The following is a 26852-nucleotide window of genomic DNA, read 5'->3' as shown; positions in this document are numbered from 1 at the left end:
TCCCCCCCGGGGCCCCCCGGCGGGCCCCGCCGCGGGGGGGGGGGGGGGGGGGGGGGGCCCCCCCCCCCCCGGGGGGGGGGGGCCCGGGGGGGGGGGGGGGCGCCCCGGGGGCCGGGGGCCCCCCCCCCGACCCCACCCGAACACTCGGTGAGCAGATCACGGTGCCGCGTCCACCACGATCGTGCACAGCCTCTTCGTGGCCCGCGTGAGCGCGACGTACAGGTCGCGTTCGCCGCTGGGGCGGGCCGTGGCGATCTCCTCGGGGGCGACGATGACGACCGCGTCGAACTCCAGGCCGCGGGCCTCCGAGGCCGGTACGAGGCGCGCCCACCGGGTGACACCCGCGGATGCCATCGGCTCGACCCGGTCGTCCGCGCAGATCACGGCGAGCAGTTCGCCTGGGTGGGCCGCGGTCTGTGCCCGGAGTTCCTCGGCCACCGTGCTCGTGAGGGTGTGCGGTGTCGCGGTGAGGTGCCGCGGAGTCTCCCCGTGGCGGATCGATCGGCTCGGCGTCTGTCCGGGGGCGATCCGCGACAGGAGGCCGTGCGTGGTGGCCAGGATCTCCTGCGTCGTGCGGTAGCTGACGGTCAGTGTGTGCAGGGCGAACCGGCCGCCGAGGTGCGGGCCCAGCGCCTGGGACCAGTCGGTGGCCACCGTCAGGGCGCCGGCCTGGGCGAAGTCGCCCACCAGGGTCATCGACCGGGCCGGGCATCGGCGCATCACCATCCGCCACTGCATGGCGGTCAGCTCCTGCGCCTCGTCGACCACGACGTGCCCGTACGCCTGCTCGGGCGGCCCGTCCACCAGGGCCGCGGCCTCGTCCAGCAGGGGCAGATCGGTATCGGTCCACGGGGCGTCGGGAGGACGGACCAGCCGGGAGCGTTCGTCGCCGGTGAGGGCGGCCAGGTGCCTGGTCATCGTGGGAGGGTCGGCCAGCAGGGTTCGTACGAGCCCCTCGGGCGTCAGCCGTGGCCAGAGTTCCTCCACCGCGCGGTCGACGTCGCCGTCGCCCATGAGGTTCGCGTGGGCGGCCTCGGCGTCGAACACCTCGGTCGTGTCGGCGGCCGGGGTGTCGTCGAAGCCGAGCGCCCGCAGGTCGGCCGCCGCCGCGGCGTCGAGATTCATGCCCGTGCTCTCGGCGAACTCGGCGTCGAAGTGCTCCAGGGTCTCGACGGCACCGCGCTCCAAGGCGCCGGTCACCGTGCCGATCAGGTGCTCCTTGAACACCTCCCGGGCAGGGTTGTGCGCCAGACCGCTCGCGGTCGCGGCCTCGCGCGCCGCGGCGACGTCCACGCTCTCCAGGTGGACCCACTCCTGCCCGACCCGCACCCTGAAACCGCTGCCGGGCGCCTGCCGGGCGCGCACCAGGTCCGCGAGCGCCTCGGCCAGCGCCGAACTCCCCTTGAGGCGCGCGACGTCGAAGGACTCCGCGGCCGCGGGCACCACCCCGGCCAGTTCCTCGCAGGTCGCCAGGAGCACGTCGTTCTCCCCCAGCGAGGGGAGCACCTGGGAGACGTAGTCGAGGAACCGCGTGTTGGGCCCGAGGACCAGCACGCCCCGGGCGGCGGCGCCCGGGAACGCGTACAGCACGTAGGCCGCCCGGTGCAGCGCGACGACGGTCTTGCCCGTGCCGGGGCCGCCCTGCACCACCGTCACCCCCCGGTGCGGTGACCGGACGATGGCGTCCTGCTCCGCCTGCAGCGTCGCCACCGCCGAACCCATCCGTCCCGTACGCCGCGCCTCCAGCGCCTCGGTCAGGGGACTGTCGCCGACGACGTCGTCGGTCTCGGCCGCGGATCCGTCCAGGAGTTCGTCGCTCACCGTGCGTACGGCACGGTCCTCGAGACGAAGATGACGGCGGCGTCGCAGCCCCATCGGATGAACGGCCGTCGCCTCGTAGAAGGGCCGGGCCGCGTCCGCCCGCCAGTCGACGAGCAGCGGCAGATCGCGGTCGTCCACGTGCAGCCCGACGCGTCCGATGTGCAGGGCGGTTCCGTCCGCCGCGTCGATCCGGCCGAACGCCAGCCCCTCCTCGGCTCCCTCCAGCCGACGCAGGCCTCGTGCCAGTCTTTCCGCGGCCGCGTCGCGCTCGTACACCTCGCCCGCGCTGCCGGCCTGCGACCTCAGCACCTCCGCCAACTGTGCCCGTACGTCCGCCAGCCGCTCGTCGAGCAGCCCGTACATGGCGGCCACGTGAACCTGCTCCGCCTCGACCTGTTCTGCGGCACCCTCGTTGAACGGCGGCAACAGCGGTCCTCTCCTCGAATCGACCCTCCACTATGCAGCCGCATCACCCTGAAAGTAAGGCTTGACTTAGTTGTCCGAGTCGATCGTCGGGCCGTGATTCCGTGGTCCTCATCAGCCTCGCGCCTCTCACCTCACGCCTCACGCCTCGGCCGAACCCCAGCCCCAGTTGCGGCAGTCGGCGTCGCAGTGGGCGACTCCCACCGTGCTCCTCATCGCGGCTGATCCCTCGTCGGCCAGGGTATGGCCCTTCACGAGCGTCTCCTGTCTCAGTTCGTGGACGAACCGGCCGTCGGCGCCGTTCGGTCGCTGCACCACGACGAACTGGCTGACTCCGTCGCTCCGGGCCGCGTCGAGCACCAGCTCCTTGAGACGGGCGACCTGGTCGGCCTGCGCCGAGAGGTCCCTGACGCCGGTCTGCTGGCCGTCCGTCAACTGGAAGCGCTCCTCCACCATGGCGACGAGGTCGTCCAGCCCTTCCGGCTCCTCTCCGGCGGCTACGCGACGCGTCAGATCGTTGAGTTCGATCACCAGGGCACTCGGTCCGAAGCGGCCCTTTTCCGAGTTCATCCGTTTCTCCTTCGGAGTGTTTCGTCAGTATCTGGCCAGGACGAGCGTCGACATCAGGCCGCCGAGCCCGAACGAGTTCGAAATCGCGACGTCCGCCGTCGCGGCACGTGCCTGATGGGGAACGACGTCGAGTTCGCACTGCGGATCGAGTTCGTCGACGTTGATGGTCGGCGGAAGCTGCTTCGTGTGCAGGGCCAGCGCCGTCACCGCCGCTTCCAGGGCCCCGGCGGCACCCAGCAGATGGCCCGTCATCGACTTCGTCGAGGAGACGGGCGGGGGAACGCGGCCGAAGACGCTTCTGATCGCCCGGGCCTCGGCCAGGTCTCCGACGGGGGTCGAGGCGGCGTGAGCGTTCACGTAGCCGACGTCGGCCGGCGCCACACCCGCGTCCACCAGCGCGGATTCCATCGACCGGACGGCGCCCTCTCCGTACGGGTGCGGGGCGATGAGGCTGTGACCGTCCAGGGAATGCGCGTACCCGAGTATCTCGGCGAGCACCGGCGCTCCGCGGGCGGAGGCGGACGCGAGATCCTCCAGTACGAGGATGACGGACCCTTCGCTGAACACGAAACCGTCGCGGGTGCGCTCGAAGGGGCGGGACGCCGCCGTGGGCTCGTCGTTGCGTCGGGACAGAGCACGGGCGGAGCAGAAGGCCCCCATGGACAGCGGTGTCAGGGCCGCGTCCGTCCCACCGGCCAGGACCACATCCGCCCTTCCGGACATGACCAGGTCGGTGGCGCGGCCGATCGCATGGGCACCGGAGGCGCAGGCGGCGGCCAGACACTCGACCGGCCCGAGCAGCCCGAACTCCGTCGAGACGAAGGCGGCCGCGGAACTGGCCGCGCAGGAGACGTTGATCTCCGGCGGCACCGCCCTGACACCCCGGGACAGGAGCGCGGCGATCTCGGTCTCCACGCGCGACGTACCGCCGTAGGCGCTGCCGATCACCACCCCGACCCGTCGGGGCTCCAACTCGCCGACGCGCAGATCCGCGTCGTCGAGGGCCAGGCGGGCTGCCTCGAAGGCGAGGTGGGTGAAGCGTTCGGCCTTCCGGGACTTCTGCGGCGGCAGGGTCTTCGACACGTCGAAGTCGTCGATCTGGCCGGCGATGCGTGACGACAGGCCCGAGGCGTCGAAGCGGGTGAGCGGCCCTATCCCGGACCGGCCGGCGACCAGTGCCGCCCACATCGCGTCCCGGCCGATCCCCACCGAGGTCACCGGCCCGATCCCCGTCACCGCCACGCGTCTCACGATCTGACCTTGCTCAGGACCACGTCGGCCGCGTCCTGGACGACCACCATGTGGCCGATGTCTTCGTCGAGGATCGTGACGCCGAAGCGTCCTTCGAAGAGGGTGACCGCGGTCATGAGGTCCAGCGAGTCGAGTCCGAGGTCCCTGAACACGTGCGACTCGGGAGTGATCTTCGACCGGGGGACGCCCAACTCGTCGACCAGTACGTCCACCACCTGGTTGAAGACTGCTTCGGAGCTTGTGTCTGCTGCTTCGACCACGGCTTCCTCCAGCTCTCCTGTCGCCTGTCACCTGTCGCCGCCCCGCTCCGCCCCGCTCCGCTCCGCTCCGCGGCGAGAACGTCGGACAAAGCCTGTCGTCCCGTCAACTACGTACCGCCGGAGCTGCGGTGGGGACGAACGGTCTTCCGTCCGGAGCGTCGCGATCGGCTGCCACGGCGCACAGGCGTGGCGGCGGCCGCTCCGGCACATCGCACCGGCAGATCTCGCCGACGAGGCCGAGGAGGCGTGGCGGCCGGTCCGAGCCCACCTCGAGGACGCTGTCGTAGCCCTCGGAGCCGTCGGAGCCCTCGTAGCTCTCGTAGCCCTCGGACAACGCGTTGGCGACCGCTTGGCGAAAGCGCACGGGCTCGGCCACGGAGCGCACCAGGAGTGCACGGATCTCGTCGGGCCGCCTGACCCGATCCCCCGTCACGCTGGAGTAGTACGGGACGCGGGGTGGGTCGACGCGTATGGGCTCCAGTGCCTGTCCCAGGCGTTCCTGGACGGCCGCCATGTACGGGGAATGCGCGGCGAACGGCACGGGGAGGGTCCGCGTGCGCGCGGCACCCGCCGCGCGCAGTCTCGGCGCTGCGAGCGCGAGGCCTTCACGGGTGCCGGCGAGCACGGTCTGGCCGGGGCTGTTGTAGGCCGCCACGTGGACGGGCACACCACTGCGGAGCAGATCGTCGCAGACCTCCTCGACCGCCTCGTTCGTCGCCCCGATGACGGCCGCCATCGCGGTCGAGCCGTCGGCGAGGCCCGCCATGGCCTGCCCGCGGGCCACGGCGAGGCGGACGGCGTCGTCGAACGTGAGGGATTCGGCAATGACCAGGGCCGCGTACTCCCCGAAGCTGTGCCCGAGCACGGCATCGGGTCGCGCGCCTCGGGCGCGGCAGGCCTGGGCGGACGCGGTTTCGATGGTGAGGATGGCCGCCTGCACGACCGGCTGGTCCCAGTGGGCGGTCTCGTCGAGGACGCACGCGGGGGCGAGATCGAGTCCGGCCACGGAGCGCACCCGCTCGAACAGGTCCGGTGCCGCAGAGAGGCCCACACCCATGTGGGGCTGTTGTGCGCCCTGGCCGGCGAACACCCACAACGAGCGCGGCCCGCCAGGCCCGGCGGTGGGCTGCGACGGCCGTTGCCGCTCCGAGGACGTCCGAGCGCGTCCGTACCGATGGAACATGACACCTCCTGCATGGCTCGAGCGCTCGAGGAAGGGTGATGTCGCCCCGACGGCACGGGCGGCTCTGCCACACGGCGCGATGGTTGCGGGCGCCTCGAGACACTCGATACAGGTGCGGTGGATTCACTACAGGTGCGGTGGGATCAGCGTGCGATGGAATCAGCGTGCAGTGGGATCAGCGGCAGACGCGCTGCTGACCAGCATGCAGTGGGATGGGATCAGCGGCGGACCCGCTGCTGACGACTGTTGCACTCGTCACGCATTCATCTTGAGGGAAAGCAGGCGGCGCTGCATGTCGAGATGGTCGTGGGCCTGGCGTCTGCCCATGGTTCTGCCCGGGTTGCGCGGGGTGCGCTGGGGTGCGCCGCGATCGTGGATCGTCCCTCCGCATGCCGTCCGCGAGCCGTCTTCCCGCTCGTCATGTACGCACATCTACGGGCTCACGACCCCCATGCAAGGAGCCCCGCGCGCGTGAGGGGTCGTCCTGGGCCCCCGCGGACCGTTGTCGGTGCCGTCCGTCATGATCTGCCCATGAACGACAACGAGACGGCCCCGCCTCTGCTGCCCCACATACCGGACGGCCACGTGATCAGCGGCGCCCTGGGGGGTCTCGTCCATGTCCCGGACGGCTGGAGCTGGAAAACCTTCGATGACATCGAGGGCATCGGACGCTACATCGAGGGCGGTCGGGCGCTCGATCCGGGCGAACAAGAGGTCCACGTGTCCCCCGAGGGCACCTGGACCGAGCTGTTCGCCAGTTGGGCGCCCGATCCGGACGGGCACAAGGTCCGCCTTCCCGGATCGGGCACGTGGACGGACGTCATAGGACGCACGGGCGGGCTCGCCCTGCGCGCCGCCTCCCCCGCGACCAGGCCGGAGCGCCGTGAAGTGGTGCTCCGCTTCCTGGAGATGTGGGCGGGGACGCCGTTCGCCGATCCGGCTTACCGCTACCGCGTGGGCCGGCTCGCCGGACCGGTCTCGTTCAACGCCCGCGACCACCACGGGGCGTCGTTCGGCCTGCATCTGCCGGGGGCGCGCAGAACCCTCTACTTCGAGGCCCTGCTGCCCGGTGGCGAGGCCGCCCCGCGCCCCGAGGAACCGGTCCACGTCGTGGACTGCCCGCACGCCTGGGGCACTCCCGAGCAGCTACGGCGACTGGTGGAACTCGTCCGGGAGCGCGGCCCGGTCGCCTGGGACGCGGACGCGGTAATCGCCCTGAGCGAGGCGACCGGACTGAGCCGCCCCGCCGCGGCCCTCGTGCTGGCCGGCAACCCCGGCTCGGGCACGTACTACCTGCCCTACCTCGACCAGCACGAACGCACCGTCCTCGGCTTCAAGAACGGTGAACTCGATTCGGCGCGCGAAGAGTTGGTGATGCTGGGGGACGTGGGACGGAGCGCCCTGCTCGCCGACGTGATGCCCGAGGATCCCGCGGATCTGTGGGAGCCGGGTGGCCTGGCCCGTGTCGCGGGCCGTACCGCCACGGCCTGGGCGCAGCAGCGCGGCGCCCGTCCGGCCCCGCCGTGGAGCACCTGGCAGGCCGCGGTCGCCCTGGGGACCCACATGCCGGCCGCCCATCTGTGCCATCTGTTCCTCGACCCCACGAACTCCGCCGTGCCGCCGGGCTTTCGACCTGCAGTCCCCCTCGGCCCGGTCGAGCGGCGCGGCCCGCAGAACCCGTGGGACGTCACGGCCCGGTACGAGGCCGACTTCCTCGTGGACGCCGTCTTCGCGGGACTGGCCTGGGCCTACGCGGACCTCCCCGCCGGAGACCCCGTGCGCGAGGGGATGCCCGAAGTGGTCCGCCACTTCCGCGAGTTGCTCGCTGCGGGCGACGCCTCGGCCGGGTTCCTGCACGAGAGCATGGCCCGTTACAGCGACGGGAACCGGCGGTCGGACTGGCTCGCGGAGGGCCCGTGCGACCGCATCACCGCGCGCGTCGCCGCCGGTGAACTGCCCACGGGCCGCTACGAGTATGACCCGCGCGCCTGCGCCCCGGACGTGGTCGCCGACGTCGCCGCCACCCTCGGCCTGTCCGAGGACGCCGCCACCCTCTACCTCCAACTCCTGCTGCTCCCCGCCCCGTCGGACCGCAACGTACGACGCTGGAACGCCTGGACCCCGGCCCGGCACAAGAAGGCCGCGGCAGAGCTGACGGCGCGGGCTCTGGTGGTCGAGGACCGCCGAGCCCGCTCGGGACGGACGCTCTTCCTGCCCGGCCCGTGGGCGCACGCCAAGAAGCCTCTGCCGCCGATGGAGGCCTGGAAAGCGCCGCTGATCGGGGCGCAGTTGAAGTTCTCCGAGGACGAGGTGTGGACCTTCGAACTCCTGCCGGACACGCTTCCCGCGCTGTTCACGGAAGCCTGGCGGCTGGTGCGCGGGGGTGAGGGACCGGTGGCCTGACGGGCGGGTGCCAGAGGCCGCTGTCCTTACTGCGGGCGCCGCGGTGACGTGGCCCCCCGTGGCAGCAGTGCTGCGCAGCATGACCACGCGTGACAGGTTGATGACGTGTGCATGTAATGCCTTTCCGGTCGACGGACCCGGAACCCATGGTCGCCGTGTGGCACCGACCCGAGTGCCACCCAGGGTTCGGCGGGGATCCGCACCAGGATTCCGCGCCCGATCGCAAAGGACCTCTCCACATGGCAGCAGTACGCACCATGAAGCGGCGCATCTCCGCGGTGATCGCCACGACGGCCGCCGCGGCGACAGCCGTCGGCGCCCTGTCCGCTCTCCCCGCCGAGGCCGCGCCGGCCGAGGGAACCGTCTTAGGGGCGCATTCCCCTGATGCCGTTCCCGGCAGCTACATCGTCACGCTCAAGAAGAACGTCGGCTTCAAGGCCACAGCTCCGCGCGGAAAGAGCCTGGTGGCCGAGTACGGAGGAACCGTCAGGCGGACGTTCACCTCCGCGCTCAACGGCTACGCGGCCCACCTCACCGGCGACCAGGCCCGAAGGCTCGCGGCCGACCCCGACGTCGCCTCGGTCGAGCAGGACCAGGTCGTCCACGCCCTCGGCACCCAGACCGACGCTCCCTGGGGGCTGGACCGGATCGACCAGGCGAACCTTCCGCTGAGCGGCACGTACACCTCTCCCGACGACGGGGGCAGCGGGTCGACCGTGTACGTGCTGGACACCGGCGTGCGGATCACGCACCAGGACATCGCGGGCCGCGCCTCCTACGGCTGGGACTTCGTCGACAACGACGCCACCGCGCAGGACGGCTACGGCCACGGCACGTTCGTCGCGACCGTCGCCGCCGGAACGACCTACGGCGTGGCCAAGAAGGCGAAGATCGTCGCCGTCCGGGTCCTCGGCAACGACGGCTCCGGCACGACCGCGGGGGTCATCGCGGGCGTCGACTGGATCACCGCCAACCATGTGGCCGACTCCGTCGCCAACGTCTCCCTCGGCGGCGGCGCCAGCACCTCGCTGGACACCGCGGTGAAGAACTCCATCGCCTCCGGGGTGACGTACTCGATAGCTGCGGGCAACTCCGGCGCCCTGGCGTCCAACTACTCCCCCGCCCGGGTCACGGAAGCGCTGACCGTGGGAGCGACGACCAACGCCGATGCACGCGCGAGCTACTCCAACTACGGCTCCAGGGTGGACCTCTTCGCCCCCGGCTCCGGCATCACGGCGGCATGGAACACCTCCGACTCGGCCACGTACACAGGTAACGGCACATCGTTCGCCGCCCCGCACGTCACCGGGGCCGCCGCCCTCTACCTGACGGCGCACCCGGGAGCTTCCCCCGCGACCGTCGGCAGCGCGCTGGTCAACGGCGCGACCGGCGGAGTCCTCAGCGGCGTCGGCACTGGATCCCCGAACAAGCTGCTGAAGCTCGTCCCCTGAGCGAGGTCATCGGCTCCTGACCTACGAGGCTCGGCCGGCATCCGTCGGTCGAGCCTCCTGGGCGCGCGGGGTCCGGAACCGAGGTGTCGCGCAAGGGCTCAGCTCCGTACGGCCCCGGTCAGCGGGGCCAGTACGCGCCAGCCCACCGTCTCGTACAAGGCCCGCCCCTCCGGTGTCGCGACCAGCACACCTGTCGTGGCCCCCTGACCGGCCGCGGCCTCGACGAGGGCGTGCATCAACAGGCGGCCCAGACCCCGGCGTTGATGTGCGGGGTCGGTCTCGACCTGGTCGACGACGTAGGCGGAGCCCGTGACGACGACCTGGCCGCGCGCGGCGAAAGCGCCATCGACGGATCGGACCAGGGCGCGGGTGAGGCCGGCCCGGGTCCAGGAGTCCAACCGGTAGCCTTCGGCGATTGCGGGCGGGGCTTCGGCACGAGCGGGGTGCGAAGGAGCGGTCATCAGGAAACCGGGTCCGCCGGCGAGGGACCAGCCGGGCCCGAGCCAGGACGCGAACAGGTCCGGCGGCGTGGGCGCCTTCAGCCAGACACCGGGGGCGGTCGTGTTCTCGGTGATCTTACGGACGACCGCCTCGTCGGTGGCCGACAGCACGTGCCGCGCGACATGCCCCGGCAGGCCGACGTCAATGGTGAACCCCCAGGCAGAAGCCACAGGTTCGGCCGCACCACGCGATGCGGCCCACCCATGAGTCCATGCACGTATGGCCTCGACCGTGCTCAAGTACGACAAGACGCCCCCCGGTGCGGCTGGTTACTGACTGGAACGCGCGGCCGCGCGCGCGGTTATCTTATTGCACACATCTCGCAATAGCGATTAGCCCGCAGAAGGTGGAGCCGCAGTACGCCTTGTGGACCCCGTCGTTGCATTGGGCGACGCGGCCGGCCTCAGCCGGCGGGCAAGCGAGTGCCGACGATCACACTGAGGTCTGCGGCGAGACGGAGTTCCGTGGCTCGGAGTTCGGGGTGTTCGAGCCCGTGCAGCCGAGACCGGTCGGGTGCGCCGTTGAAGCACGGTGGCCATGTGGTGGCGGGGGTGAAGTCGTCGATCACCACCGTGCCGCCGGCGGTGAGCAGGACAGCGGGATCCGCGGCGCCGTCGCCCTTGGCCTGGCCTCCGCCGTCGAGCACGAGGAGGTCGTAGGGGCCGTGCTCTTCCACGCGCTGCCAGTCGCCGTGGAGGATCACCACGTCGGGGCAGTCCCTGAAGACCTCCCTGGCGATGCGGGCTCGGTCCGGGTCCCGCTCTATGCTCGTCAGCCGGGTTCCCGGGGCCGCGCCGGAGGCCAGCCACGCCAGTCCGACACCGCAGCCTGTTCCCGTCTCGGCGATGCCGGCCCGGGCCCCTGCGGCCAACACCTGGAGCAGACGTCCCTGTTCGGGCCGGCAGGAGAACGCGAACCCATGCGTACGCGCCGCTTCGACGGCCCGCCGGACGAGCGCAGGCAGGGTGCGATCATCCCCGTAGGCGTCCGTTCCCCGAAGCGACATGCTGGGCATTATGGCCGCGAAGCCCTGCCCTTGGTCCTACTGCCTGGGAATCTCACTGCTGCGGACGGCCGCTTGTTAGTCTTTCCGATCATGCGAGCCCTCTTCCCAGGATCCTTCGACCCTGTCACTCAAGGGCACCAGGACGTACTCCGGCGCGCTGCCCTCCTGTTCGACGAGGTCGTCGTGTGCGTAATGTTCAACGCGAGCAAGACCGGCCGACTCCCGGTCGAGGAACGGCTGGAGCGGCTCCGCGCGGCGGCAGCCGGCTTGGGCAACGTCACGGTCGACTCCCACACCGGTGGCCTGCTCGTCGACTACTGCCGTCAAGCCGGGATCGACGTCGTCGTCCGTGGAGTCCGCGGCGTGCGCGACCTGGACTACGAGATGCCGATGGCCCGCATGAACCACGAACTGGCCGGAGTCGAAACGTTCTTCATCGCCGCGGACCCCGCACTGGCCCACATCTCCTCGACCCTCGTCACCGCGGTGGGTCAACAGGACCGTGTCCCCGAAGGATGACGTGAGCGAGCCGCGGTCTGCCCCAACCTCCTGCGCACCTCAGCCGCTCTGGAAACGGCGGGCCTCGGCGACGAGTTCCGGGGGCAGGGCGGGATCGGAGCAGGCGTGGTCGATGAGCAGGTCGCGATACGGGCTGTCCGGGAGGTGCTGGGCCAAGCCCATGAGGTCGCGCAGGTCGTCGGTTGAGCCCGTGAGCCGGGCGCGGTAGGCGGCATGGGCCGCGCGAAGCGTGATCTCGTCGGGCTCATGCTCCAGCCCTCGTCCGACGAGGTCGACGGCAGCGGTGAAGTCGCCCTGTTCGGCGTGGAGGTCGGCCAGGTCGAGATAGAGCGACCAGTTGGCCGGATCCAGGGCGAGAGCGCGCTCGAAAGCCGCCGCGGTCCGCTCGGCATCACCCAGCTTGCGCCAAGTCCCCGCCCGTACGACTTCCGTCAGCATGATGCGTTCCATGGCGTCCGCCCGGTCGCAGAGGGCGAAGGACGCGTCGGTGAGACCGCAGGCCCGCAGGAAGATCGCCATCTTGGCCATCGCCTCGGGCACCGGCTCGCGGTCACAGACCACGTCGATGACGTCGAACCAGGGACGGAGCTTCTCCCGCGTGTCGGGGAGATCCAGAGCGTGGTCGTAGTCCGTCGTCCGCATGACGGCTTCGGCCAGGGCGTCGGCGGTCACCGCCTCCAGGAACCGTGCGTCGCCGAACCAAGGGGCGTCGGCCCAGGCGATGGTGGGCTTGGCGCCCGTGACCGATCCGATCGCCAACACCGCGGTGTCCATGTCGTTCTCGACGAAGCTGACGTACGACCGCGCCAGCACCGCCGGCAACGAGCCCCCACCTTCCAGGAGTTCCGCCAGGTCCGCCCGCCGCTCCGCCCACAGTTCAGCGAGCACGGCGTAGGGTTCCGGATCCTCGGGGGCCGCGGCGATGGCGCGGGCCACATAGTGGACGGCCGCCGCGGAGCTACCCCCACAGTGCGCCATCACCCGCGCAAGCCCGATCCCACCGACCACCGCTCGATTCGACGTCATCCCAAGATCGTAGAACGTCGAACGAGTCGCTCCGCAGGCGCCTCGGCGCAGAGCGGCTTCGGCAAGGTCGGTGGTCACGACGTCCTGGGCAAGCCCTGTCTGCCGGTTCCTCAGGAACCAGTGGGCCACGGCCGCCCGGGCGGACACCGGGGATGTCCTGCTTCCCTGATTCGCCTCCATGGAGCAGCCCGACTTGCCACAATGATCCCGCGCCGCGGGATGGTCGGACCCGTGGCCGATCGGGGGACTGCCATGGATGTGCTGCTGGAGCTGGTGCCGGACGAGGCCGCGAACGCGCAGGAGAGCGAGCGGCTGGCGCTGCGGCTCCGCGCCGAACTCCGTGGGAAAGGCTTCCACACCTCGCAGGTGTTGGCGGACGCTGCTCCGCCGGCGCGCGCCAAAGGGGTCGACCCGCTCACCGCGGGTGCGACGGTCCTGGCGCTGAGCGCTCCTGGCGGAGTGCTGACCTCGTTGGTCGGTCTGCTGCAGGACTGGCTCGGTCGGCAGTCCGCGCGGCATCGGCTCTCGGTCACCATCGACGGCGACACGGTGGACGTGGAGCATGCGACGCCGGAGGAACGGCGGCAACTCATCGACGCGTTCGTGCGCCGCCATGGCGCGAGTGGGGAGTAGTCGTGGGACGCCGATTCGCCTTGCTGGTCGCCACCTACGAGTACGAGGACGAGGGGCTGGCGCAATTGACCGCGCCCGGCCACGACGCGGAAGCGCTGGCCGAGGTGCTGCGCGATCCGGACATCGCCGGGTTCGAGGTGACGATCCTCGTGAACGAACCGCAGCACCGAATCGGCGCGGTCCTCGGCGAATTCTTCCGCGACCGCCGCTACGACGATCTCACTCTGCTCTACTTCACGGGACACGGTCTCAAGGACGAGGAAGGCCGGCTCCACCTGGCCACGACGGACACCCGTCGATCCAACCTCATGTTCACCTCGCTGTCCGCGGAGCGCATCGACCAGGCGATGGACAACTGCGCGGCACGGCGGCAGGTGCTGATTCTCGACTGCTGTTACAGCGGCGCCTTCCCCGCAGGCCTCGTCGCCAAATCGGATGACGACGTGCACACGCTGGACCGCTTCCGGGGCAGCGGCCGCACGGTGCTCACCGCGTCCGACGCCACGCAGTACTCCTTCGAGGGAGACCGACTGCAGGGCCGCGCGCCCCGGTCCGTGTTCACCGGGCACCTGGTGCAGGGACTGCGTGACGGCAGCGCCGACCTCGACGGCGACGGCAACATCACCCTGGACGAGCTGTACACCTACGTCCATGACAAAGTCGTCGCCGAGATACCGCAGCAGCGGCCCAAGAAGCAGGAGAACGTAGAGGGCCGCACCGTGATCGCCCAGAACGTAGGCTGGGATGTTCCCGCACCGCTCCGGCACGACCTGCTCAGCCCTCGCGTCACGGACCGGCTCGGCGGAGTCCAGCAACTCGTCCACCTGTACCGGACCGGCAACAACAGGGTCCGCACTCGCACGGCGGAGCGGCTACGGCTCCTGACGCACGACGACAGCCGCGCCGTGGCCGCCGCGGCCGCCACGGCGGGTGAGGCGGACGGAGTCCTCCCGAAGACTGCTCCGGGTTCGGCGGACATCGACAGGATGCTCGACCAGGCCATGAAGGAACGGGATGCCGACAAACTCGACCAGGCGGAGGACCGCTACTGGTCGGCCCTGGACCTTGCGATAGAACACGGAACCAGAAGGCAACAGGGCTGGGCCTGGGACGGACTCGGATCCTGTCGGTGGCGAGCCAGGGACTTCACCATGGCCCTGAGGTTCTTCACACGTGCCGACCGGCTCGCCGACGAGACGGGCGACGCGCTCCTGAAGGCCTGGAGCCTGCACAACTTCGGCACGTTTCAGCGCGAGCACCACGATGTGGCGGCCGCCAAGGACTTCTTCGAGCGGTCCCTGGCAGTGTCGGACATCCATCACTGCCACACGGCGGCCGGCTGGACCCACCACCAGTTGGCCGAGCTGGCACGAGACCACGGGGACACGCGCCAGGAGCAGGAGCACTACGAAGCCGCCGCGCGCGCCGGGTCGGCCGGCGACAACCCGCATCTGGAGGGCTGGAGCCTGATTCACGTCGCAGAATGCGCGGAACGCTCTGGCGACGTGTCACATGCGGCCAAGCGCTATGCACAAGCCTTGGAGGTCGGCACAAGGATCGACCAGCGATGGATGGTCGAGAGAGCCGAGTTGGGGCTCGCACGGATCACCGATCCGGCAGACCGCAACCCGGACCATGACGAGGATCGAACCTGAGCCTGCTCATGGACTCCAACCGGCTTCCCGTACGGGACCCGCGCGCCCGCGACCTCGTACTCGACTACGCGGGCATGCACGCCCTGGTCGCCGACCTGGTTCTGCCCGGTGACGCGTCGATGTACGTCATGAGCGCGATGGAAACCTCCCGTGAGCTCATCCGGCACTCCTACTATCGGTACGAGTTCGCCACCGTCGCCGTCACGCATTCCCTGTTCGCCCTGGAGCACGTCCTCGCCGAGCGGCTGGCCGCGGAGGAACCACTCAGCGTCCTCATCGAGCGGGCCACCGACGCAGGGCTCTTCACGGCCGGACTCGGCGCCGAACTCGACCGCGGCCGACTGCTGCGCGACAAGCTCGTGCAGGGCTCCGCGTCGAGTGCCGCCCTCAGCCCGCTCCGGGCCGTCGAACTCGTGCGTGCCGTCTTCGATGCCGTGTCCCTGCTCCTTCGCCCACCGTCCACGGTGCAGGCGTCAGCCGCCGACACGGGCGGAGCACAGCCCGACCGCGGCCTCGCCCGGCTGTGGGAGGACCACCTGCGCGCGCCGTTCCCCGACGGCTTCCGCGGCATGGACTTCGACGGCGTGGACTTGGTCCTCCTGGACGCCGACGTGGCCGGCCTCGTGCAGAGGGAACTGCAGGGCGGACTCGACGACGACGGCATCGCCCACCTCTGGGGCCGCATCGCCGACCTCGACAGGATCGTCCCTCTGATCAACGAGGAGTACTGCGCCTCCTACTTCACTAAGCTTCGGACCGTGGCCCAGGTCGCAGCAGCGGCCCACACACCCGCCGCGACCTGACCACCAAGATCGATGACAAGGAGGCTGGCGCGTGGCGGATCACGACGGCGGTGACCCCGCGTCGGTGGCGTTGGCGGGTGACCGTTTGCGGGAGGGGGTCCGGCCTGTCGACGTGTTCGCCGAGATCGCTTCGCGGACCGGGGACTGGGACGGCGCGGTGTGGGCCGTGTGTCTGGCACTCGGTCTGTCGGCCCCCGACATGCGACTGCTGGGCTCGGACCCCCGCGAGGTCTATGCCGAATTCCGTCCGGGCGAGGAGGACTTGTGCGGGCGGGTCCTGGAGATGCACGGCGTGTTCGACGTTCCCCGACTGCTGGACGAGCGCGAGTCGGGGGTACGGCGTCTGCTGAAAGAAGCCTTCGGGGCCTCGGGTGGCATCTCGACCGGCGTCGCGCTCGGACTGATCCGCAATCTCTTCAAAGGCGAACTGGCGGCGGCCTTCCTCTGCCTCGCCCGAAGACAGCCCCGTGCCCCGCGCGGCAGGCCCGTGGACTTCTGGAACGCGTTGTGCGCCGCCGGTGCGCTTCTGGAGACCGGTGACGACGACCAAGGCAGGGCGGTGCGGGAGGCTCTCGGGCGGTGTCGCCAGAGTCTGGCCGACGTGGCGGGCGCGGCGGACGCTCAGGTCTCCTCGGGCGCGTGAGGTCCCTGGTTCGCATCCGGCGCGGGTGTCGACGCTTCGCAGGGTTCGCCGACAGCTTCGAGCAGGACGGGTTCGAGTCGGCGCAAGACGTCGTCCAGGCCCGGCTCCTCGTTGTTGGAGAGGATCACCACGGTCGTGTCGTGGGCGGGCAGCCAGCCCAGGAAGGACTGGTATCCGGGGTTGTCACCGATGTGGAAACGCATGGCGTGCCCGGCCAGGGTGCCGAGGGCGTAGCCGTATCCGTAGCTTTCGGCGAGTGCCGGCCCGTCGGTGCCCCAGGCGCCTGCCATGGAGGCGTGCGGAGCCACCATCGCCTTGCGCGAGGAAGCGGTGAGCAGGTCTCCGGCGTTGAAAGCGGCGGTGTAGCGGGCCAGTTCACCTACGGTCGACCAGAGATCACCGGTGCCCGGCATGGCGGCGAACTCCGGGACGTCCACCCGCCGGCCGTCCCGGTAGCCCCGGGCTGCCAGTTCGAGCGGAGTCTCGCCGACGCACGTCGACGTCATGCCCAGGGGCCCCAGAACCTGCTCGGTGAGGAAGTCGGCGTACCGCTGCCCGGTGACGCGCTCGACGATCAGCGCGGCCAAGAGGTAGCCGGGCGAGCTGTAGTGCCACGTGCTGCCGGGTGCGGTGCGAAGCGGCACCTCCGCGAATCGCTCGAGGAACGAGTGGGCATCGCCAGGATGGTCGACGTCGAAGCCGGGGAGGTCCCGCCAGTGCCCCAAGCCCGAGGTGTGCGACAGAAGTTGATGCAAGGTCAGCGTTCGCCAACGGTGGGGGCAGTCGGTCAGCCAACGCGCAACGGGGTCGTGGAGACCGACCTTTCCTTCCTCCGCCAGGAGCATCACCGACGCGGCGGTGAACTGCTTGCTCACCGAGGCGATCTGGAAACGGGTGTCCGTCGTGCACGCCGTGTCTGTCTCGGCGTCCGCCACCCCGGCGGACGCCCGCACGACGGTCGCTCCGCCGCGAGTGACGAGGATGGCACCGGAAAATCCGTCGATCGTCTCCACGCGGCAACGATAGGCCGAGAGAGTCGGCGGGGTGGGCGTCGGCCGGGATCCACCACGGGGCGTCGAATTCCGCGCTTGATTCAAGGGTTCGTCCGGGCCTCGCGCTCGCTCACCCGCTTGCGCGCCGCTTCCGCCGCCTCGGCCCATTTCCTGTCGATCTCTTCCGGCCGGTGGTGGCCGCACTCGACGACGTTTCCGGCGCCATCGGTCACCTGAACGTCGAAGTCACCGGCCTCGATCCAGACCGTCACGTTCTCGATCCCGGCGGCCCGGTCCTCCTCGTTCACCCAGGACGTGATCGAGAAGGCCAACTCATCACCGTCGTAGTCGGATCGGATGCGGAAGGTCTCATCGGGCCTCAGCCAGCGGTCCTCCCCCAGTGGCTCCAGCCACAGCACGAGCCAGCCCTTGTTGTCGTTGCGAACGTCCATGACTGCCATGGCCGCACAGTAGGGGCACAAGGGCCGCGCACGTCAGCTGGGGTGACCGGAGAGCTTCTCGCGTACCCAGTCGGGATCGGGGTTGGTGTGCGGCCGGCCCGCCATGACGACGGTCGGCACGGTCTCGTTGCCGTCGTTGACCGCCCTGACCGCCGCGGCTCCTGCCGGGTCGCGCCAGATGTTGACCCAGTGCAGCCGACGGGCGCGGCGTCCCAGTCGGAGGCGCAGGCGTATGCAGTACGTGCAACCGGGACGCCAGTACACGACGGGCCGGCCGTCGACCTCGCTGCGGCGCTGCGCCTCCCCCGCCCCGATGGACCTCGGGAAGATCAGGGGCGAGTTCACGCCCGCGAGCACCAGGAACGCCGCAAGCACTCCCGCGGCTGTGGCCGGGCTCCCCCTGAGGAACGTCACCGTGGCGACGGCCGAACCGCAGAGCACGAGCAGCAGGGGCAGGAACCAAGGACGCATCATGCTGCCGCAGGGTACCGGCGAGTCGGCGCGCGCACCGGACCAGGGCCGCCCTGCCTCCGGCTCGGCCCCTCCGTCTCCGTCCATGAATCCGTCTCCGTCCATGAATCCGTCTCCGTCCATGGCTCCGTCTCCGACCATGCCTCCGTGCCGTCCCGTCGCTTCCTCCCATAGAGGCGTCTCGTCGATTCGTCTCGTCGATCGGGTGAAGCTCGACTTGATAGGCAAGTCAACACTTGCCTATGGTGGTGACCGTGGCAGAAGATGTCTTCAAGGCGCTGGCCGACCCGACGCGTCGGCGGATCCTTGACGAGCTGGTGGAGCGGAACGGGCAGACCCTGTTCGAGATATGCACACGGCTGGTGACCAAGCACGGTCTGGGGCTGTCCCGTCAGGCGATCAGCCAGCATCTGGCCGTGCTGGAGTCCGCGGGACTGGTCGTCTCGCGTCGCCAGGGCCGGTACAAGTTCCACGACCTCGACACCGAACCCCTCGAGCGCATCGCGGCCCGATGGCTCAGGCCCGACACATCGGAGAGCACCGAATGAGGATCCACCTGTCCAGCGTCTTCGTCGACGACCAGGAGAAGGCCCTGCGCTTCTACACCGAGGTGCTGGGATTCGTGAAGAAGCACGACGTCCCCCTGGGCGAGCACCGGTGGCTGACCGTGGTCTCGCCGGAGGATCCCGACGGGACGGAGCTGCTGCTCGAGCCGTCCGGCCACCCCGCGGTGCAGCCGTACAAGACGGCGCTGGTCCAGGACGGCATCCCGGCCACCGCGTTCGCCGTGGAGGACGTGCAGGCGGAGTTCGACAGGCTGCGCGAACTCGGGGTCACCTTCACCCAGGAGCCCCTGGAGATGGGCCCGGTCACCACCGCGGTCCTGGACGACACCTGCGGCAACCTGATCCAAATCGTCCACAGCAAATAGAGAACGGCTCATGCCCCGGCCGCGATTCCCGGCCCGCGCGCGGGCCGGTTCGACCGTGGGGTCCCGGGGGGCGCGCGGATGTCACCCCTCCTTCACCGGATCGATCCCGTACAGGGTCGCGGCGGCCGCCGCCCCCTTCGCGTCGCACGATTTCTGCTGGTCGGCCGGGGCGGCCCACAGGGGTACGAAGCCTGACGCGGCGGACGAGGACTCCATCCGCAGGCGGTGACAGACGCCGTTGATGCGCAGAGCCAGGACGTAGACGTCACCATCCCCCGCGGCCTGCCCGGAGATCACATCCACGGTGTCCTTCGCGCCGACCAGCCGCTTTTCTTCGAGGAAGTCGAGCGCGCCCTGCGGCGTATGCGGGTAGCCCTCGGTCGTCAACGGCCGGTAGGCGTACGGTCCTGTGGGCTGCCGGGCGAGGAGCGCGCCCATCTCCGCCACCGGACTGCCGGGTCGGCCGTCGGTCCGCGAAGCCGGGCAGGTCATGGCGGACCGGTCCACGCTGTAGGAGCCCAGACCGAAGGTGTAGCGGTAGCAGCGGACGGGATAGGCGTCCGCCGCGACGGACCCGTGTCCGGGCGGCAGCAGCCCCAGCATCACCTGTGCCGTGTGGACGTGAGGGTCGGACCGGTCCCGCGCATGGCCGATGCTCAGCAGCGCCCCTCCGTGCGCCTCGACCTGGGCCACGATCGTGCCCTCGGTGAACTGTCCCCCGTAGGCATGGCCTCCCGAGTAGAAGCCGGCGTTCAAGTCGCCGCGCAGGTCGTCGGCGAGAGCGGCGGCCTGGGCGTCGACAGCCGTCGTGTCCGCGCCGGCACTCCGTTGGAAGAGGAGGACGCCGACAACTCCCGCGGCCGAGGCGACGAGCACGGTCGCCACCCGTATGAGGACCCGCACCAAGGCGCCCCGGTTCCGTTCCGGCCCGGACTCGGGCTGTCGGTCTTCCTGAACTCCTGCCGTGTGAACCGTCGTCATACCTGTTCCCGTGGGTGCTGCGCCCTTCCCGGGCGGAGTGGGACGGACTCCTGCGGAGCAGGGCGAGGAGTTGTGACTCGCCGCCAGAGTGGATCATAGATCCGGCCTGCGCGCGAGGTACGGGAGCGGTCGCGACTCGTCAATCACCGCACGGCTCGGGGATGTTGACGGCGTGGAAGCCGTCCGTACCAGGGTCATGCCGTGCGGTCCGATTCGTGCCACGACGGTGTGGGGCCGGCGGTACGAAGTGCACCGGCCCCACACCGTGCGCCCGACGTACGAGCAGCAGTCCGACCGCTCGTACGACCTGTGGCGCGGGTGTCGTTACAGGTGGGTGGGAAGCGGGGCCAGGGTGACCGTCGAGGTGAAGATGTCGCGGTCGTTCTGGCGGGCGGTGACGTGGACGCGGGTGCGGCCGAGGGAGTCGGCGGGGTGGGCGTCGGCCAGGATCCAGCACGGCACGTCGAGTTCCGCGTAGCGGGTGAAGACGGACTCCATGCCGACGGCGATGGTGGGCGTGGGGTGGGCCAGCGCCTGGGCGGCCTGGCGTGCCGCTTCGAGCAGCAGCATGCCGGGGGCGTGGTCGACCGCGTGGTCGAAGAGGATCGGGTGGGTGGTGTCGGCCCTCAACTGCCAGCGGTCGGGGGTGTGGGTGGGAGACAGCACCACGTCCTCGAAGCCGTCCCGGCCCACGGGTCGCGGGGACGCCGGGGGCGACAGCGGCAGGACACGAAGCGCGGCGATGTCGGCGTACCGGCCGCGCAGCCGCTCGTACACGGCTCGGTCCTGGATGGTGAAGCGGGAGTGCGCGGTGGCGAACGGGGCGCCGTCGCGCAGGACTTCGACGCTCAGGGCGATCGAGGCGGCGCGGTCGCGGCGGTAGGTGACCTTCGGGCAGGTGATGCGCAGTTCGACGAGGGCGGGTTCCGGGTCCGAGCCCGCGCGCAGGGCGACGGGGCTTTCGAGGCCGGCGGGTGTCGCGGGTGCGGAGTCGGAGCGGGCATGCGGCGCGAGCGGGCCTTCGAGGCCCATGGGTATCTCCGGGCCCGCGGCCGGGGCCGGAGTCGCCATGTGCCAGTCGAGGTCCTGCCACAGGAGCTGGTGGCCGAACGGCACGGCGTAGGCGCCGTGCGAGAGCAGCGGCAGGGTCTGGCGGATCGTTTCGCTCAGCAGCATCGGGTCGAGGAGGCCGTGGCGGGTGCGGTAGAAGCGGTGGTCGCGGGGCCATTCGGCGGTGACGGTGAAGGCGTCGGGACCGGTGCGCTCCCAGGTTCGGAGCAGCACCTCCTCCTGCCTCGTCTTGTGCGTGTAGGTCTGCGGTACGGGTGCGAGCGAGCCGGTGGTGAACTCCCGTACAGCGGTGGCGACGGGCTCTCGTACAGCGGTGGCGACGGGTTCCCGTACGGCGGTGGTGACGTGTTCCCGTACCGCGGTGGTGACGAGTTCCTGGACGGTGGTGACCTGTTCCTGGACAGCGTTCGACGGCATGACTGAATCTCCCCCTGGGTTCAGCACGAGATGGAAGCCGGTCCCCGTTTGGTCGTCGGGCCCGACTCGAATAACATAGAGGTCGTTCTTTTTGTTTGTCGAGGGATTCAGGAGGCCGATCGATGGCGCGTCAGCAGGAGCGGGCGGTCAGGACCCGGGAAACACTGGTGCGCGCGGCCGCAGAGGTCTTCGATGAAGTCGGTTATTCCGGCGCGAGCATCAACAAGATCCTCGACCGGGCCGGCGCCACCACCGGGGCCATGTACTTCCATTTCAAGTCCAAGGAGGAACTGGCCCGCGCGGTCATCCTGGAGCAGGCAGCCGACCTGCGGCTTCCGGAGGGCGGGGGCGGACTTCAGCAACTCCTGGACATGACCGGGTACCTGGCGGTCGAGATGCAGAGCAACATCCTCTTCCGGGCGGGCGTACGGCTCGCCGTGGAGCAGGGGGCGACCGAGCTGCAGGACTACGCGATCTACGAGTGGTGGGCCGAGCAGTTCCGCCAGGAGCTGGAGCGCTCCCGCGAGATGGGGCAGATCCTGCCGGACGTCCAGACGGCGGACTTCGCCCGGCTCCTCGTCGGCGCGTACACCGGCACGCAGATCATGTCCCAGATCTCCACCGACCGGGCCGACCTGCCCGAGCGGATCGCGTCGATGTGGCGATGTCTGCTGCCCGCCCTCGCGCCGGCCGAGGTCATCGCGGACCTGGACCTGTCCCTGTACAGCGGCATCACCAGCACGGCCGGCAGCACCGCTGCCACCACTGCCACCACTGCCACCACCAACCATGCCGATGCCGCCGAGACGGAGTCTCCCGCGTGACACCCCTCAGAGTCCTGCTCACCGGCGCCACCGGCTTCGTCGGTTCCGAGGTCCTGCGCGCCCTGCTGCGCGGGCGCGCCGGTGGGCGCGACGTCAGTGTCCGGGCCCTCGCCCGGACCGCTCCCGCCGACGGGCCGGGCACGCCCGGCCTGTCCTGGGTGCCCGGGGACCTGTCCGACCCGCCGTCACTGCGCGGCGCGGCACGCGACACGGACGTACTGGTCCACCTCGCCTCCCGCGTCTCGGGCGACCCGGAGGCGTGCGAGACCGTCAACGTGCACGGCACCCGGGCCCTCCTGGACGAGGCCCGGCGCGCGGGCGTCGCCCGGATCGTGCATCTGTCCACCGCCGCGGTCTACGGGCCCGGCCCGCACCGCGGGATCGCGGTGGACGAGGTCTCCCCGGCCCCCGTCTCCCCCGCCAGCGTCACCCGGCTCGCCGGGGAGCGCCTGGCCCTGGAGGCGGGGGCGGTCGTGCTGCGGCCCGGCCTCGTCCTCGGCGCCGGTGACCGCTGGGTGGTTCCGGCGCTGTCGGAGCTGCGTTCCCGAGTCCCCGCGCATTGGGACAGCGGCAGCGGTCTGCTGTCGGTGGTCGACGTCAAGGACCTGGCCCGGCTGATCGCCACGCTCGCCGCGACCGGCACCCCGGCGGGACCGGCGGTGCACCACGCGAGCCATCCGGTGCCCGTCAGCAACCGCGACCTGATGGCTGCGCTGACCGAACGGGGCCTGCTGGACCCGGTCACCGACGACTGGTCCTGGGAGACCTGCCTGGGCCGACTGCGGGAGGCGCCGGGGAGCATGAGCGAGCGTCAGTTCTCTCTGCTGGCCCGCGACCACTGGTATCGCAGCGACGACATCTGGCGGATCACCGACTGCCCGGCGGGACCCGGCCCGCTGGCCCGTCTCGCCGAGTCCGCCGACTGGTACCGCGTTCACCTGGCGGCCTGACGGAGGACGCGCCGAAGTCGTACGACGGATGCCCGCAAGGTGCCAAAGTCGTTCGCCAGGTGCGCGAACAGGGCGGTACCGGACCCGCTCGGCTATAGGCTCCAGCCACCGAAGCACCGACATCGTGTTGCACGGTCTGGGGGTCGTCACCGAGCCCGCCGGGCCCGCGGCCCCGGTCACCGCCGGAACAGGGCCGAGGAAATCCCCGTCCCGCCGACCGCCCGGGGACCGGTGGCCCCGAGCATCGGGGGCCGGCGTCCCGGGGACGGGGGCCTGGGGACGGGGACCCGGGGATCGGCGGCCCCGGGCCACGCGTCCGGGGACGCGTGGCCCGGAGACCGGTGACCGCCGGCCCGAGCGCCGCGGAACCGTCTCCTCCACCGTGCGACGCACGGCACCAGACACCTCGGGCCGTTCCGGCCCGGCCGGCGCAACGCCTTCTAGCAGCCCGGAGGAACTGTGCAGCCCGGTCGAGAACAACGGACCCCTCCTTCCCCACCGCCGCCCCCGGCGGTCGCCACCGCCCCCGCCCCGCGGGAAGAGCGCTGTCGGGGCACGGAGGTCCTGGCATGGTGAGACAGTTGCGGGCCGAACAGACCCGCCACGCGCTGATCGCGGCCGCCGCCGCGGAGTTCGACCGGCACGGATACGCCGGGACCTCGCTGTCCCGTATCTGCAAGTCGGCCGGCACCACCATGGGCGCGCTGACCTTCCACTTCCCCACCAAGGGCGACCTGGCGGAGGCCGTGCGCGCGGCCGGTGACGCGGCGACGCTCACCGCCCTGCGCCCCATCGCCGCCGTACCGCGCCCCGGGGTCCAGGTGGTCATCGACCTGACGATAGAGCTGGCCTGGCTGCTGGAGCGGGACGTCACCGTACGCGCGGCCGGACGGCTGGTCCAGGAAGGGACGGGCGACCCGGCGCAGCGGCCCGCGGGCTGGGTCCGTGTCCTGCGTGAACTGCTGGAACGGGCCCGCGCCGAGGCGGACGGGATCCCGGTCCCGTGCGACAGGGACCTGCGGGACATGGAACTGCTGGTGGCCTATCTGATGGCCGGCGCCGAGGCGTCGGTACGGTCCGGGGCCGAAGGCGGCAGCGTGTCACAGGAGTTGCGCAGCTTGTGGTCGTTCCTGACGTGCGGCGGGCTCCATGACGCCCTCACGGGAAAGCTCGTGGGAGACGACGCCCTCATGGGAGACGACACCCTCGCGGGAGACGATGTCAGCACGGGTGTCGCAGGTGTCACGGGGGATTCCGGTTTCGCGGGAGAGCCCGGCTATGCCAGGGAGCCCGGTTTCGCGGAGGAACCCCACTACGCCAGAGAGCCCGGATTCACGGGAGGGCCCGGTTTCGCGGACGCCACCGAAGGCAGCACTCTCGCCGGGGACGGTCTCCTCGCCCCGGACGTCTCCTCCGCCGGAGACTCGGAGGGGGCTCGCTGACCGCCTCGACTCTCCCACTGCCACGCCCAACTACCCTCCCAGAGCATCCCGTTGCACCTCACGCCGCTCTGCTTCTATCACCCGTTCCGCCCGGCGTTCCCACCTCCCGCCGCCACCGGCGCGCGTCGGCTTCCCCGTCGGCCTGCGTGACCTTTCCCCTCCGCCCTGCCCGCCGTACCTGCCGTACGTGCCGTTTTTAAGGAGCGTCCCCTTGACCACCGATCGACGCCATGCCCTCGTCACCGGCGCGTCCCGCGGCATCGGAGCCGCCGTCGCCGCCGAACTGGCCGCGGCCGGCCATGCCGTGGCCGTGCACTGCCACGCGGACACCGCCGCCGCGCGGGCCGTCGCGGACGCGCTGCCCGGCGACGGTCACACCGTCGTGTCCGGCGACCTCGCCGACCCCGACCAGGCCGCGGCGGTGCTCACGGCCGCCGTGAGCGCCCTGGGCACCGTCGACGTCCTGGTGAACAACGCCGGGATCTACACCGAGCAGCCCATCACCAGCACGTCGTACGCGGACTGGCAGGCCGCGTGGCGGCGGGTCGTCGACGTCAACCTGCACGGCCCCGCCCAGCTCACCTGGTGCCTGGTCGACCACCTGATGCACCGGCCGCAGGGGCCGCGCGGCGCCCGGATCATCAACATCGGCTCCCGTGGCGCCTACCGGGGCGAGCCCGACGCCCCCGCCTACGGGGCGAGCAAGGCGGCCGTGCACGCCCTGACCCAGTCGCTGGCACAGTCCCTCGCGCCGCACGGCATCACGGTCACCGCCGTCGCACCGGGCTTCGTCGCCACGGAGCTGGCCGAGCCCCTGCTCGCCGGGCCGGGCGGCGACGCCATCCGCGCACAGAGCCCGTACGGACGGGTCGCGGACCCGTCGGACATCGCCGCGGCCGTGGCCTGGCTCGCCTCGGAGCGGGCGGAGTGGGCCGGCGGGGCCGTGCTCGACCTCAACGGCGCCTCCCACCTGCGCTGACACCCGACGCTGGACGCCCGACACACCTCACATCTCACACCTCACACGGAAAAGGGACTCGACCATGGACGGTACGACGGTGCGCGCGACGCTCCTGCAGCTCGATGTGGACCCCGGCGAGACGGCCGGTGCCCGCCGCGAGCGCGTCGCGGAGCTGGTCCGTGCGGAGCGCGGCGCGGACCTGGTGGTGCTGCCCGAACTGTGGCCGGTCGGCGCGTTCGACTTCGAGCGATTCGACGCCCACGCCGAGCCGTTGGCGGGTCCGACGGCCACGGCGATGGGGGCGGCCGCCCGCGACGCCGGAGTGTGGCTGCACGCCGGTTCGATCGTCGAGCGGTGCCCGGACGGGGCGCTGCGCAACACCTCGCTGCTCTTCGGACCCGACGGCCGTCCGCACGCCACGTACCGGAAGATCCACCGCTTCGGCTTCGACCGCGGCGAGGCCGCGCTGATGGCCGCCGGGCAGGAGGTCGTCACCGCCCCGCTGACCGGCACCGGACTGACCGCCGGCCTGGCCACCTGCTACGACCTGCGCTTCCCCGAGCAGTTCCGGCTGCTCGTCGACGCCGGGGCCGATCTCCTGGTCGTCCCGGCGGGCTGGCCCGCGCGGCGGCGCTCCCACTGGTCACTGCTGGCGCGCGCCCGCGCGGTGGAGTCGCAGGCGTACGTGTTGGCCTGCAACACCGCGGGCACGCACGCCGGGGTGGAGCAGGCCGGCTACAGCGTGGTCGTCGACCCGTGGGGCGAGGTGGTCGCCGAGGCGGGAGCCGGGGAGCAGGTGCTGCGAGTGGAGCTGGACCCCGGCCTCGTCGCCCGGACGCGCGAGGAGTTCCCGGTGCTGCGCGACCGGCTGCTGGGCGTGCCGCAGCCTGCCTAGGACTGACAGCCCTCCCAAGATGGGTGGGTTGGTGTCAAGTGTCGGGGGGTGGCGAGTGCCAGGACGGATTCCCAGAACAGTCCCAGCACTCGCCACAGGGCCTTCAGGGCCTCCAGGGCGCCCGACTTGCCGAAGTAGCAGGGGAGTTCGGCCCCGAGGGCGGTCGGCACTTGCTGCTGACCGGCAGCCGTGTAACGCTCTTTCCCGAGCCCGTATGTCTTCTTCCGGACGCTCCCCCGCACCGCACGAACCGCCGTGTTCCACAGGCTTGTTCACGCGCACGGCGGCCCTCACCACTTCCCCGAAGC

At 71.0% G+C, this 26852-nt stretch carries 27 protein-coding genes; 14 read left to right on the top strand and 13 right to left on the bottom strand.

Annotated features, from left to right (window positions below; translation table 11 throughout):
* Window positions 1-156: 156 nt before the first annotated feature.
* From ACFRIC_RS15855 to ACFRIC_RS15835, 5 genes are all read right to left on the bottom strand, one after another.
* A complete protein-coding gene (locus ACFRIC_RS15855; RefSeq protein WP_382785928.1) occupies window positions 157-2184 on the bottom strand; it encodes a HelD family protein in 2028 nt (675 codons plus the stop codon).
* Between the two features lie 201 nt (window positions 2185-2385).
* The gene (locus ACFRIC_RS15850) at window positions 2386-2814 is read right to left on the bottom strand and encodes a hypothetical protein (RefSeq protein WP_382785232.1); all 429 of its coding nucleotides are present in this window, start codon (window positions 2812-2814) and stop codon (window positions 2386-2388) included.
* A 24-nt stretch (window positions 2815-2838) separates the two neighbouring features.
* Entirely contained in the window at window positions 2839-4065 is a 1227-nt protein-coding gene (locus ACFRIC_RS15845; RefSeq protein ID WP_382785229.1) for a beta-ketoacyl-[acyl-carrier-protein] synthase family protein, read from the bottom strand.
* Window positions 4062-4325, bottom strand: a complete 264-nt coding sequence (locus tag ACFRIC_RS15840) for an acyl carrier protein (RefSeq protein WP_382785226.1) — start codon at window positions 4323-4325, stop codon at window positions 4062-4064. Before ACFRIC_RS15840 ends, ACFRIC_RS15845 begins: the two co-directional genes overlap by 4 nt.
* Window positions 4326-4428: 103 nt before the next feature.
* On the bottom strand, window positions 4429-5508 hold the full coding sequence (locus ACFRIC_RS15835) for an ACP S-malonyltransferase (protein WP_382785223.1): 1080 nt from the start codon (window positions 5506-5508) through the stop codon (window positions 4429-4431).
* Window positions 5509-6039: 531 nt separating this feature from the next.
* On the opposite strand from ACFRIC_RS15835, the gene ACFRIC_RS15830 reads away from it, so the two are divergent.
* Together ACFRIC_RS15830 and ACFRIC_RS15825 are read left to right on the top strand one after the other, a co-directional pair.
* Window positions 6040-7911, top strand: coding sequence for a hypothetical protein (locus ACFRIC_RS15830; protein ID WP_382785221.1), 1872 nt, complete (start codon window positions 6040-6042; stop codon window positions 7909-7911).
* A 239-nt stretch (window positions 7912-8150) separates the two neighbouring features.
* A complete protein-coding gene (locus tag ACFRIC_RS15825; RefSeq protein ID WP_382785218.1) occupies window positions 8151-9362 on the top strand; it encodes a S8 family peptidase in 1212 nt (403 codons plus the stop codon).
* A gap of 98 nt (window positions 9363-9460) precedes the next feature.
* Here ACFRIC_RS15825 and ACFRIC_RS15820 read toward each other — a convergent pair whose 3' ends face one another.
* Both ACFRIC_RS15820 and ACFRIC_RS15815 read right to left on the bottom strand, forming a co-directional pair.
* Window positions 9461-10033, bottom strand: coding sequence for a GNAT family N-acetyltransferase (locus tag ACFRIC_RS15820; protein WP_382785215.1), 573 nt, complete (start codon window positions 10031-10033; stop codon window positions 9461-9463).
* A gap of 233 nt (window positions 10034-10266) precedes the next feature.
* Entirely contained in the window at window positions 10267-10869 is a 603-nt protein-coding gene (locus tag ACFRIC_RS15815; protein WP_382785212.1) for an O-methyltransferase, read from the bottom strand.
* Between ACFRIC_RS15815 and coaD the strand changes: the two genes are divergently transcribed.
* On the top strand, window positions 10783-11388 hold the full coding sequence (coaD, locus tag ACFRIC_RS15810) for a pantetheine-phosphate adenylyltransferase (protein ID WP_382785208.1): 606 nt from the start codon (window positions 10783-10785) through the stop codon (window positions 11386-11388). The two genes, ACFRIC_RS15815 and coaD, sit on opposite strands and share 87 nt — an antisense overlap.
* 39 nt (window positions 11389-11427) lie before the next feature.
* Here the strand turns inward: coaD and ACFRIC_RS15805 are convergent, their stop codons facing one another.
* A complete protein-coding gene (locus ACFRIC_RS15805; RefSeq protein ID WP_382785205.1) occupies window positions 11428-12414 on the bottom strand; it encodes a tetratricopeptide repeat protein in 987 nt (328 codons plus the stop codon).
* A 252-nt stretch (window positions 12415-12666) separates the two neighbouring features.
* Here ACFRIC_RS15805 and ACFRIC_RS15800 point away from each other — a divergent pair, with 252 nt between their 5' ends.
* Genes ACFRIC_RS15800 through ACFRIC_RS15785 form a run of 4 tightly spaced genes read left to right on the top strand, consistent with a single transcriptional unit; the run spans window position 12667 to window position 16148 of the window.
* Window positions 12667-13047 (top strand): hypothetical protein, encoded by a 381-nt coding sequence (locus ACFRIC_RS15800; RefSeq protein ID WP_382785202.1) that lies wholly within the window; start codon window positions 12667-12669, stop codon window positions 13045-13047.
* Between the two features lie 2 nt (window positions 13048-13049).
* Window positions 13050-14702: a caspase family protein gene (locus ACFRIC_RS15795; RefSeq protein ID WP_382785199.1), complete on the top strand. Its 1653-nt coding sequence runs from the start codon at window positions 13050-13052 to the stop codon at window positions 14700-14702.
* An 8-nt stretch (window positions 14703-14710) separates the two neighbouring features.
* Window positions 14711-15505 carry a hypothetical protein gene (locus ACFRIC_RS15790; protein WP_382785197.1) on the top strand — a complete coding sequence of 265 codons (795 nt, stop codon included), beginning with the start codon at window positions 14711-14713 and terminating at the stop codon, window positions 15503-15505.
* Window positions 15506-15536: 31 nt separating this feature from the next.
* Window positions 15537-16148 (top strand): hypothetical protein, encoded by a 612-nt coding sequence (locus ACFRIC_RS15785; protein WP_382785195.1) that lies wholly within the window; start codon window positions 15537-15539, stop codon window positions 16146-16148.
* On the opposite strand, the gene ACFRIC_RS15780 is transcribed toward ACFRIC_RS15785, so the two are convergent.
* The 3 genes from ACFRIC_RS15780 to ACFRIC_RS15770 all read right to left on the bottom strand — a co-directional run bounded on the left by ACFRIC_RS15780 (window position 16127) and on the right by ACFRIC_RS15770 (window position 18075).
* On the bottom strand, window positions 16127-17161 hold the full coding sequence (locus ACFRIC_RS15780) for a serine hydrolase domain-containing protein (RefSeq protein ID WP_382785192.1): 1035 nt from the start codon (window positions 17159-17161) through the stop codon (window positions 16127-16129). The genes ACFRIC_RS15785 and ACFRIC_RS15780 overlap by 22 nt on opposite strands.
* Before the next feature lie 80 nt (window positions 17162-17241).
* A complete protein-coding gene (locus tag ACFRIC_RS15775) occupies window positions 17242-17601 on the bottom strand; it encodes a hypothetical protein (protein ID WP_382785189.1) in 360 nt (119 codons plus the stop codon).
* A 33-nt stretch (window positions 17602-17634) separates the two neighbouring features.
* Entirely contained in the window at window positions 17635-18075 is a 441-nt protein-coding gene (locus ACFRIC_RS15770) for a glutaredoxin domain-containing protein (RefSeq protein ID WP_382785186.1), read from the bottom strand.
* Window positions 18076-18326: 251 nt separating this feature from the next.
* On the opposite strand from ACFRIC_RS15770, the gene ACFRIC_RS15765 reads away from it, so the two are divergent.
* Window positions 18327-18620, top strand: coding sequence for an ArsR/SmtB family transcription factor (locus ACFRIC_RS15765; protein ID WP_382785183.1), 294 nt, complete (start codon window positions 18327-18329; stop codon window positions 18618-18620).
* A complete protein-coding gene (locus tag ACFRIC_RS15760; RefSeq protein ID WP_382785181.1) occupies window positions 18617-19003 on the top strand; it encodes a VOC family protein in 387 nt (128 codons plus the stop codon). The genes ACFRIC_RS15765 and ACFRIC_RS15760 overlap by 4 nt, the downstream gene beginning before the upstream one ends.
* Window positions 19004-19084: 81 nt before the next feature.
* Here the strand turns inward: ACFRIC_RS15760 and ACFRIC_RS15755 are convergent, their stop codons facing one another.
* Window positions 19085-19909, bottom strand: a complete 825-nt coding sequence (locus ACFRIC_RS15755) for a hypothetical protein (RefSeq protein WP_382785179.1) — start codon at window positions 19907-19909, stop codon at window positions 19085-19087.
* A gap of 399 nt (window positions 19910-20308) precedes the next feature.
* A complete protein-coding gene (locus tag ACFRIC_RS15750) occupies window positions 20309-21472 on the bottom strand; it encodes a ScbA/BarX family gamma-butyrolactone biosynthesis protein (protein ID WP_382785175.1) in 1164 nt (387 codons plus the stop codon).
* A 122-nt stretch (window positions 21473-21594) separates the two neighbouring features.
* Between ACFRIC_RS15750 and ACFRIC_RS15745 the strand changes: the two genes are divergently transcribed.
* The 5 genes from ACFRIC_RS15745 to ACFRIC_RS15725 all read left to right on the top strand — a co-directional run bounded on the left by ACFRIC_RS15745 (window position 21595) and on the right by ACFRIC_RS15725 (window position 26544).
* Window positions 21595-22296, top strand: coding sequence for a ScbR family autoregulator-binding transcription factor (locus ACFRIC_RS15745; RefSeq protein ID WP_382785172.1), 702 nt, complete (start codon window positions 21595-21597; stop codon window positions 22294-22296).
* Window positions 22293-23246, top strand: coding sequence for an NAD-dependent epimerase/dehydratase family protein (locus ACFRIC_RS15740; protein ID WP_382785169.1), 954 nt, complete (start codon window positions 22293-22295; stop codon window positions 23244-23246). Before ACFRIC_RS15745 ends, ACFRIC_RS15740 begins: the two co-directional genes overlap by 4 nt.
* A 569-nt stretch (window positions 23247-23815) precedes the next feature.
* Window positions 23816-24688 carry a TetR family transcriptional regulator gene (locus ACFRIC_RS15735; RefSeq protein ID WP_382785166.1) on the top strand — a complete coding sequence of 291 codons (873 nt, stop codon included), beginning with the start codon at window positions 23816-23818 and terminating at the stop codon, window positions 24686-24688.
* A gap of 211 nt (window positions 24689-24899) precedes the next feature.
* Window positions 24900-25667 carry an SDR family NAD(P)-dependent oxidoreductase gene (locus tag ACFRIC_RS15730; protein ID WP_382785162.1) on the top strand — a complete coding sequence of 256 codons (768 nt, stop codon included), beginning with the start codon at window positions 24900-24902 and terminating at the stop codon, window positions 25665-25667.
* A gap of 79 nt (window positions 25668-25746) precedes the next feature.
* Window positions 25747-26544, top strand: coding sequence for a carbon-nitrogen family hydrolase (locus ACFRIC_RS15725; RefSeq protein ID WP_382785926.1), 798 nt, complete (start codon window positions 25747-25749; stop codon window positions 26542-26544).
* Window positions 26545-26852 lie beyond the last annotated feature (308 nt).

It is taken from the genome of Streptomyces sp. NPDC056738 (assembly GCF_042790435.1).
GTDB lineage: Bacteria > Actinomycetota > Actinomycetes > Streptomycetales > Streptomycetaceae > Streptomyces.
The sequence above is the reverse complement of the archived record's forward strand: the minus strand, read 5'-3'. Positions and strand labels throughout refer to the sequence as shown.

Bases quoted from the DNA above. Each gene is read 5' to 3' on its own strand.
- ACFRIC_RS15855 (WP_382785928.1), bottom strand. From the start codon at position 2,184: ATGTACGGGCTGCTCGACGAGCGGCTGGCGGACGTACGGGCACAGTTG.
- ACFRIC_RS15850 (WP_382785232.1), bottom strand. From the start codon at position 2,814: ATGAACTCGGAAAAGGGCCGCTTCGGACCGAGTGCCCTGGTGATCGAA.
- ACFRIC_RS15835 (WP_382785223.1), bottom strand. From the start codon at position 5,508: ATGTTCCATCGGTACGGACGCGCTCGGACGTCCTCGGAGCGGCAACGG.
- ACFRIC_RS15830 (WP_382785221.1), top strand. From the start codon at position 6,040: ATGAACGACAACGAGACGGCCCCGCCTCTGCTGCCCCACATACCGGAC.
- ACFRIC_RS15825 (WP_382785218.1), top strand. From the start codon at position 8,151: ATGGCAGCAGTACGCACCATGAAGCGGCGCATCTCCGCGGTGATCGCC.
- coaD (WP_382785208.1), top strand. From the start codon at position 10,783: ATGCGTACGCGCCGCTTCGACGGCCCGCCGGACGAGCGCAGGCAGGGT.
- ACFRIC_RS15815 (WP_382785212.1), bottom strand. From the start codon at position 10,869: ATGTCGCTTCGGGGAACGGACGCCTACGGGGATGATCGCACCCTGCCT.
- ACFRIC_RS15805 (WP_382785205.1), bottom strand. From the start codon at position 12,414: ATGACGTCGAATCGAGCGGTGGTCGGTGGGATCGGGCTTGCGCGGGTG.
- ACFRIC_RS15800 (WP_382785202.1), top strand. From the start codon at position 12,667: ATGGATGTGCTGCTGGAGCTGGTGCCGGACGAGGCCGCGAACGCGCAG.
- ACFRIC_RS15790 (WP_382785197.1), top strand. From the start codon at position 14,711: ATGGACTCCAACCGGCTTCCCGTACGGGACCCGCGCGCCCGCGACCTC.
- ACFRIC_RS15775 (WP_382785189.1), bottom strand. From the start codon at position 17,601: ATGGCAGTCATGGACGTTCGCAACGACAACAAGGGCTGGCTCGTGCTG.
- ACFRIC_RS15770 (WP_382785186.1), bottom strand. From the start codon at position 18,075: ATGATGCGTCCTTGGTTCCTGCCCCTGCTGCTCGTGCTCTGCGGTTCG.
- ACFRIC_RS15760 (WP_382785181.1), top strand. From the start codon at position 18,617: ATGAGGATCCACCTGTCCAGCGTCTTCGTCGACGACCAGGAGAAGGCC.
- ACFRIC_RS15750 (WP_382785175.1), bottom strand. From the start codon at position 21,472: ATGCCGTCGAACGCTGTCCAGGAACAGGTCACCACCGTCCAGGAACTC.
- ACFRIC_RS15745 (WP_382785172.1), top strand. From the start codon at position 21,595: ATGGCGCGTCAGCAGGAGCGGGCGGTCAGGACCCGGGAAACACTGGTG.
- ACFRIC_RS15735 (WP_382785166.1), top strand. From the start codon at position 23,816: ATGGTGAGACAGTTGCGGGCCGAACAGACCCGCCACGCGCTGATCGCG.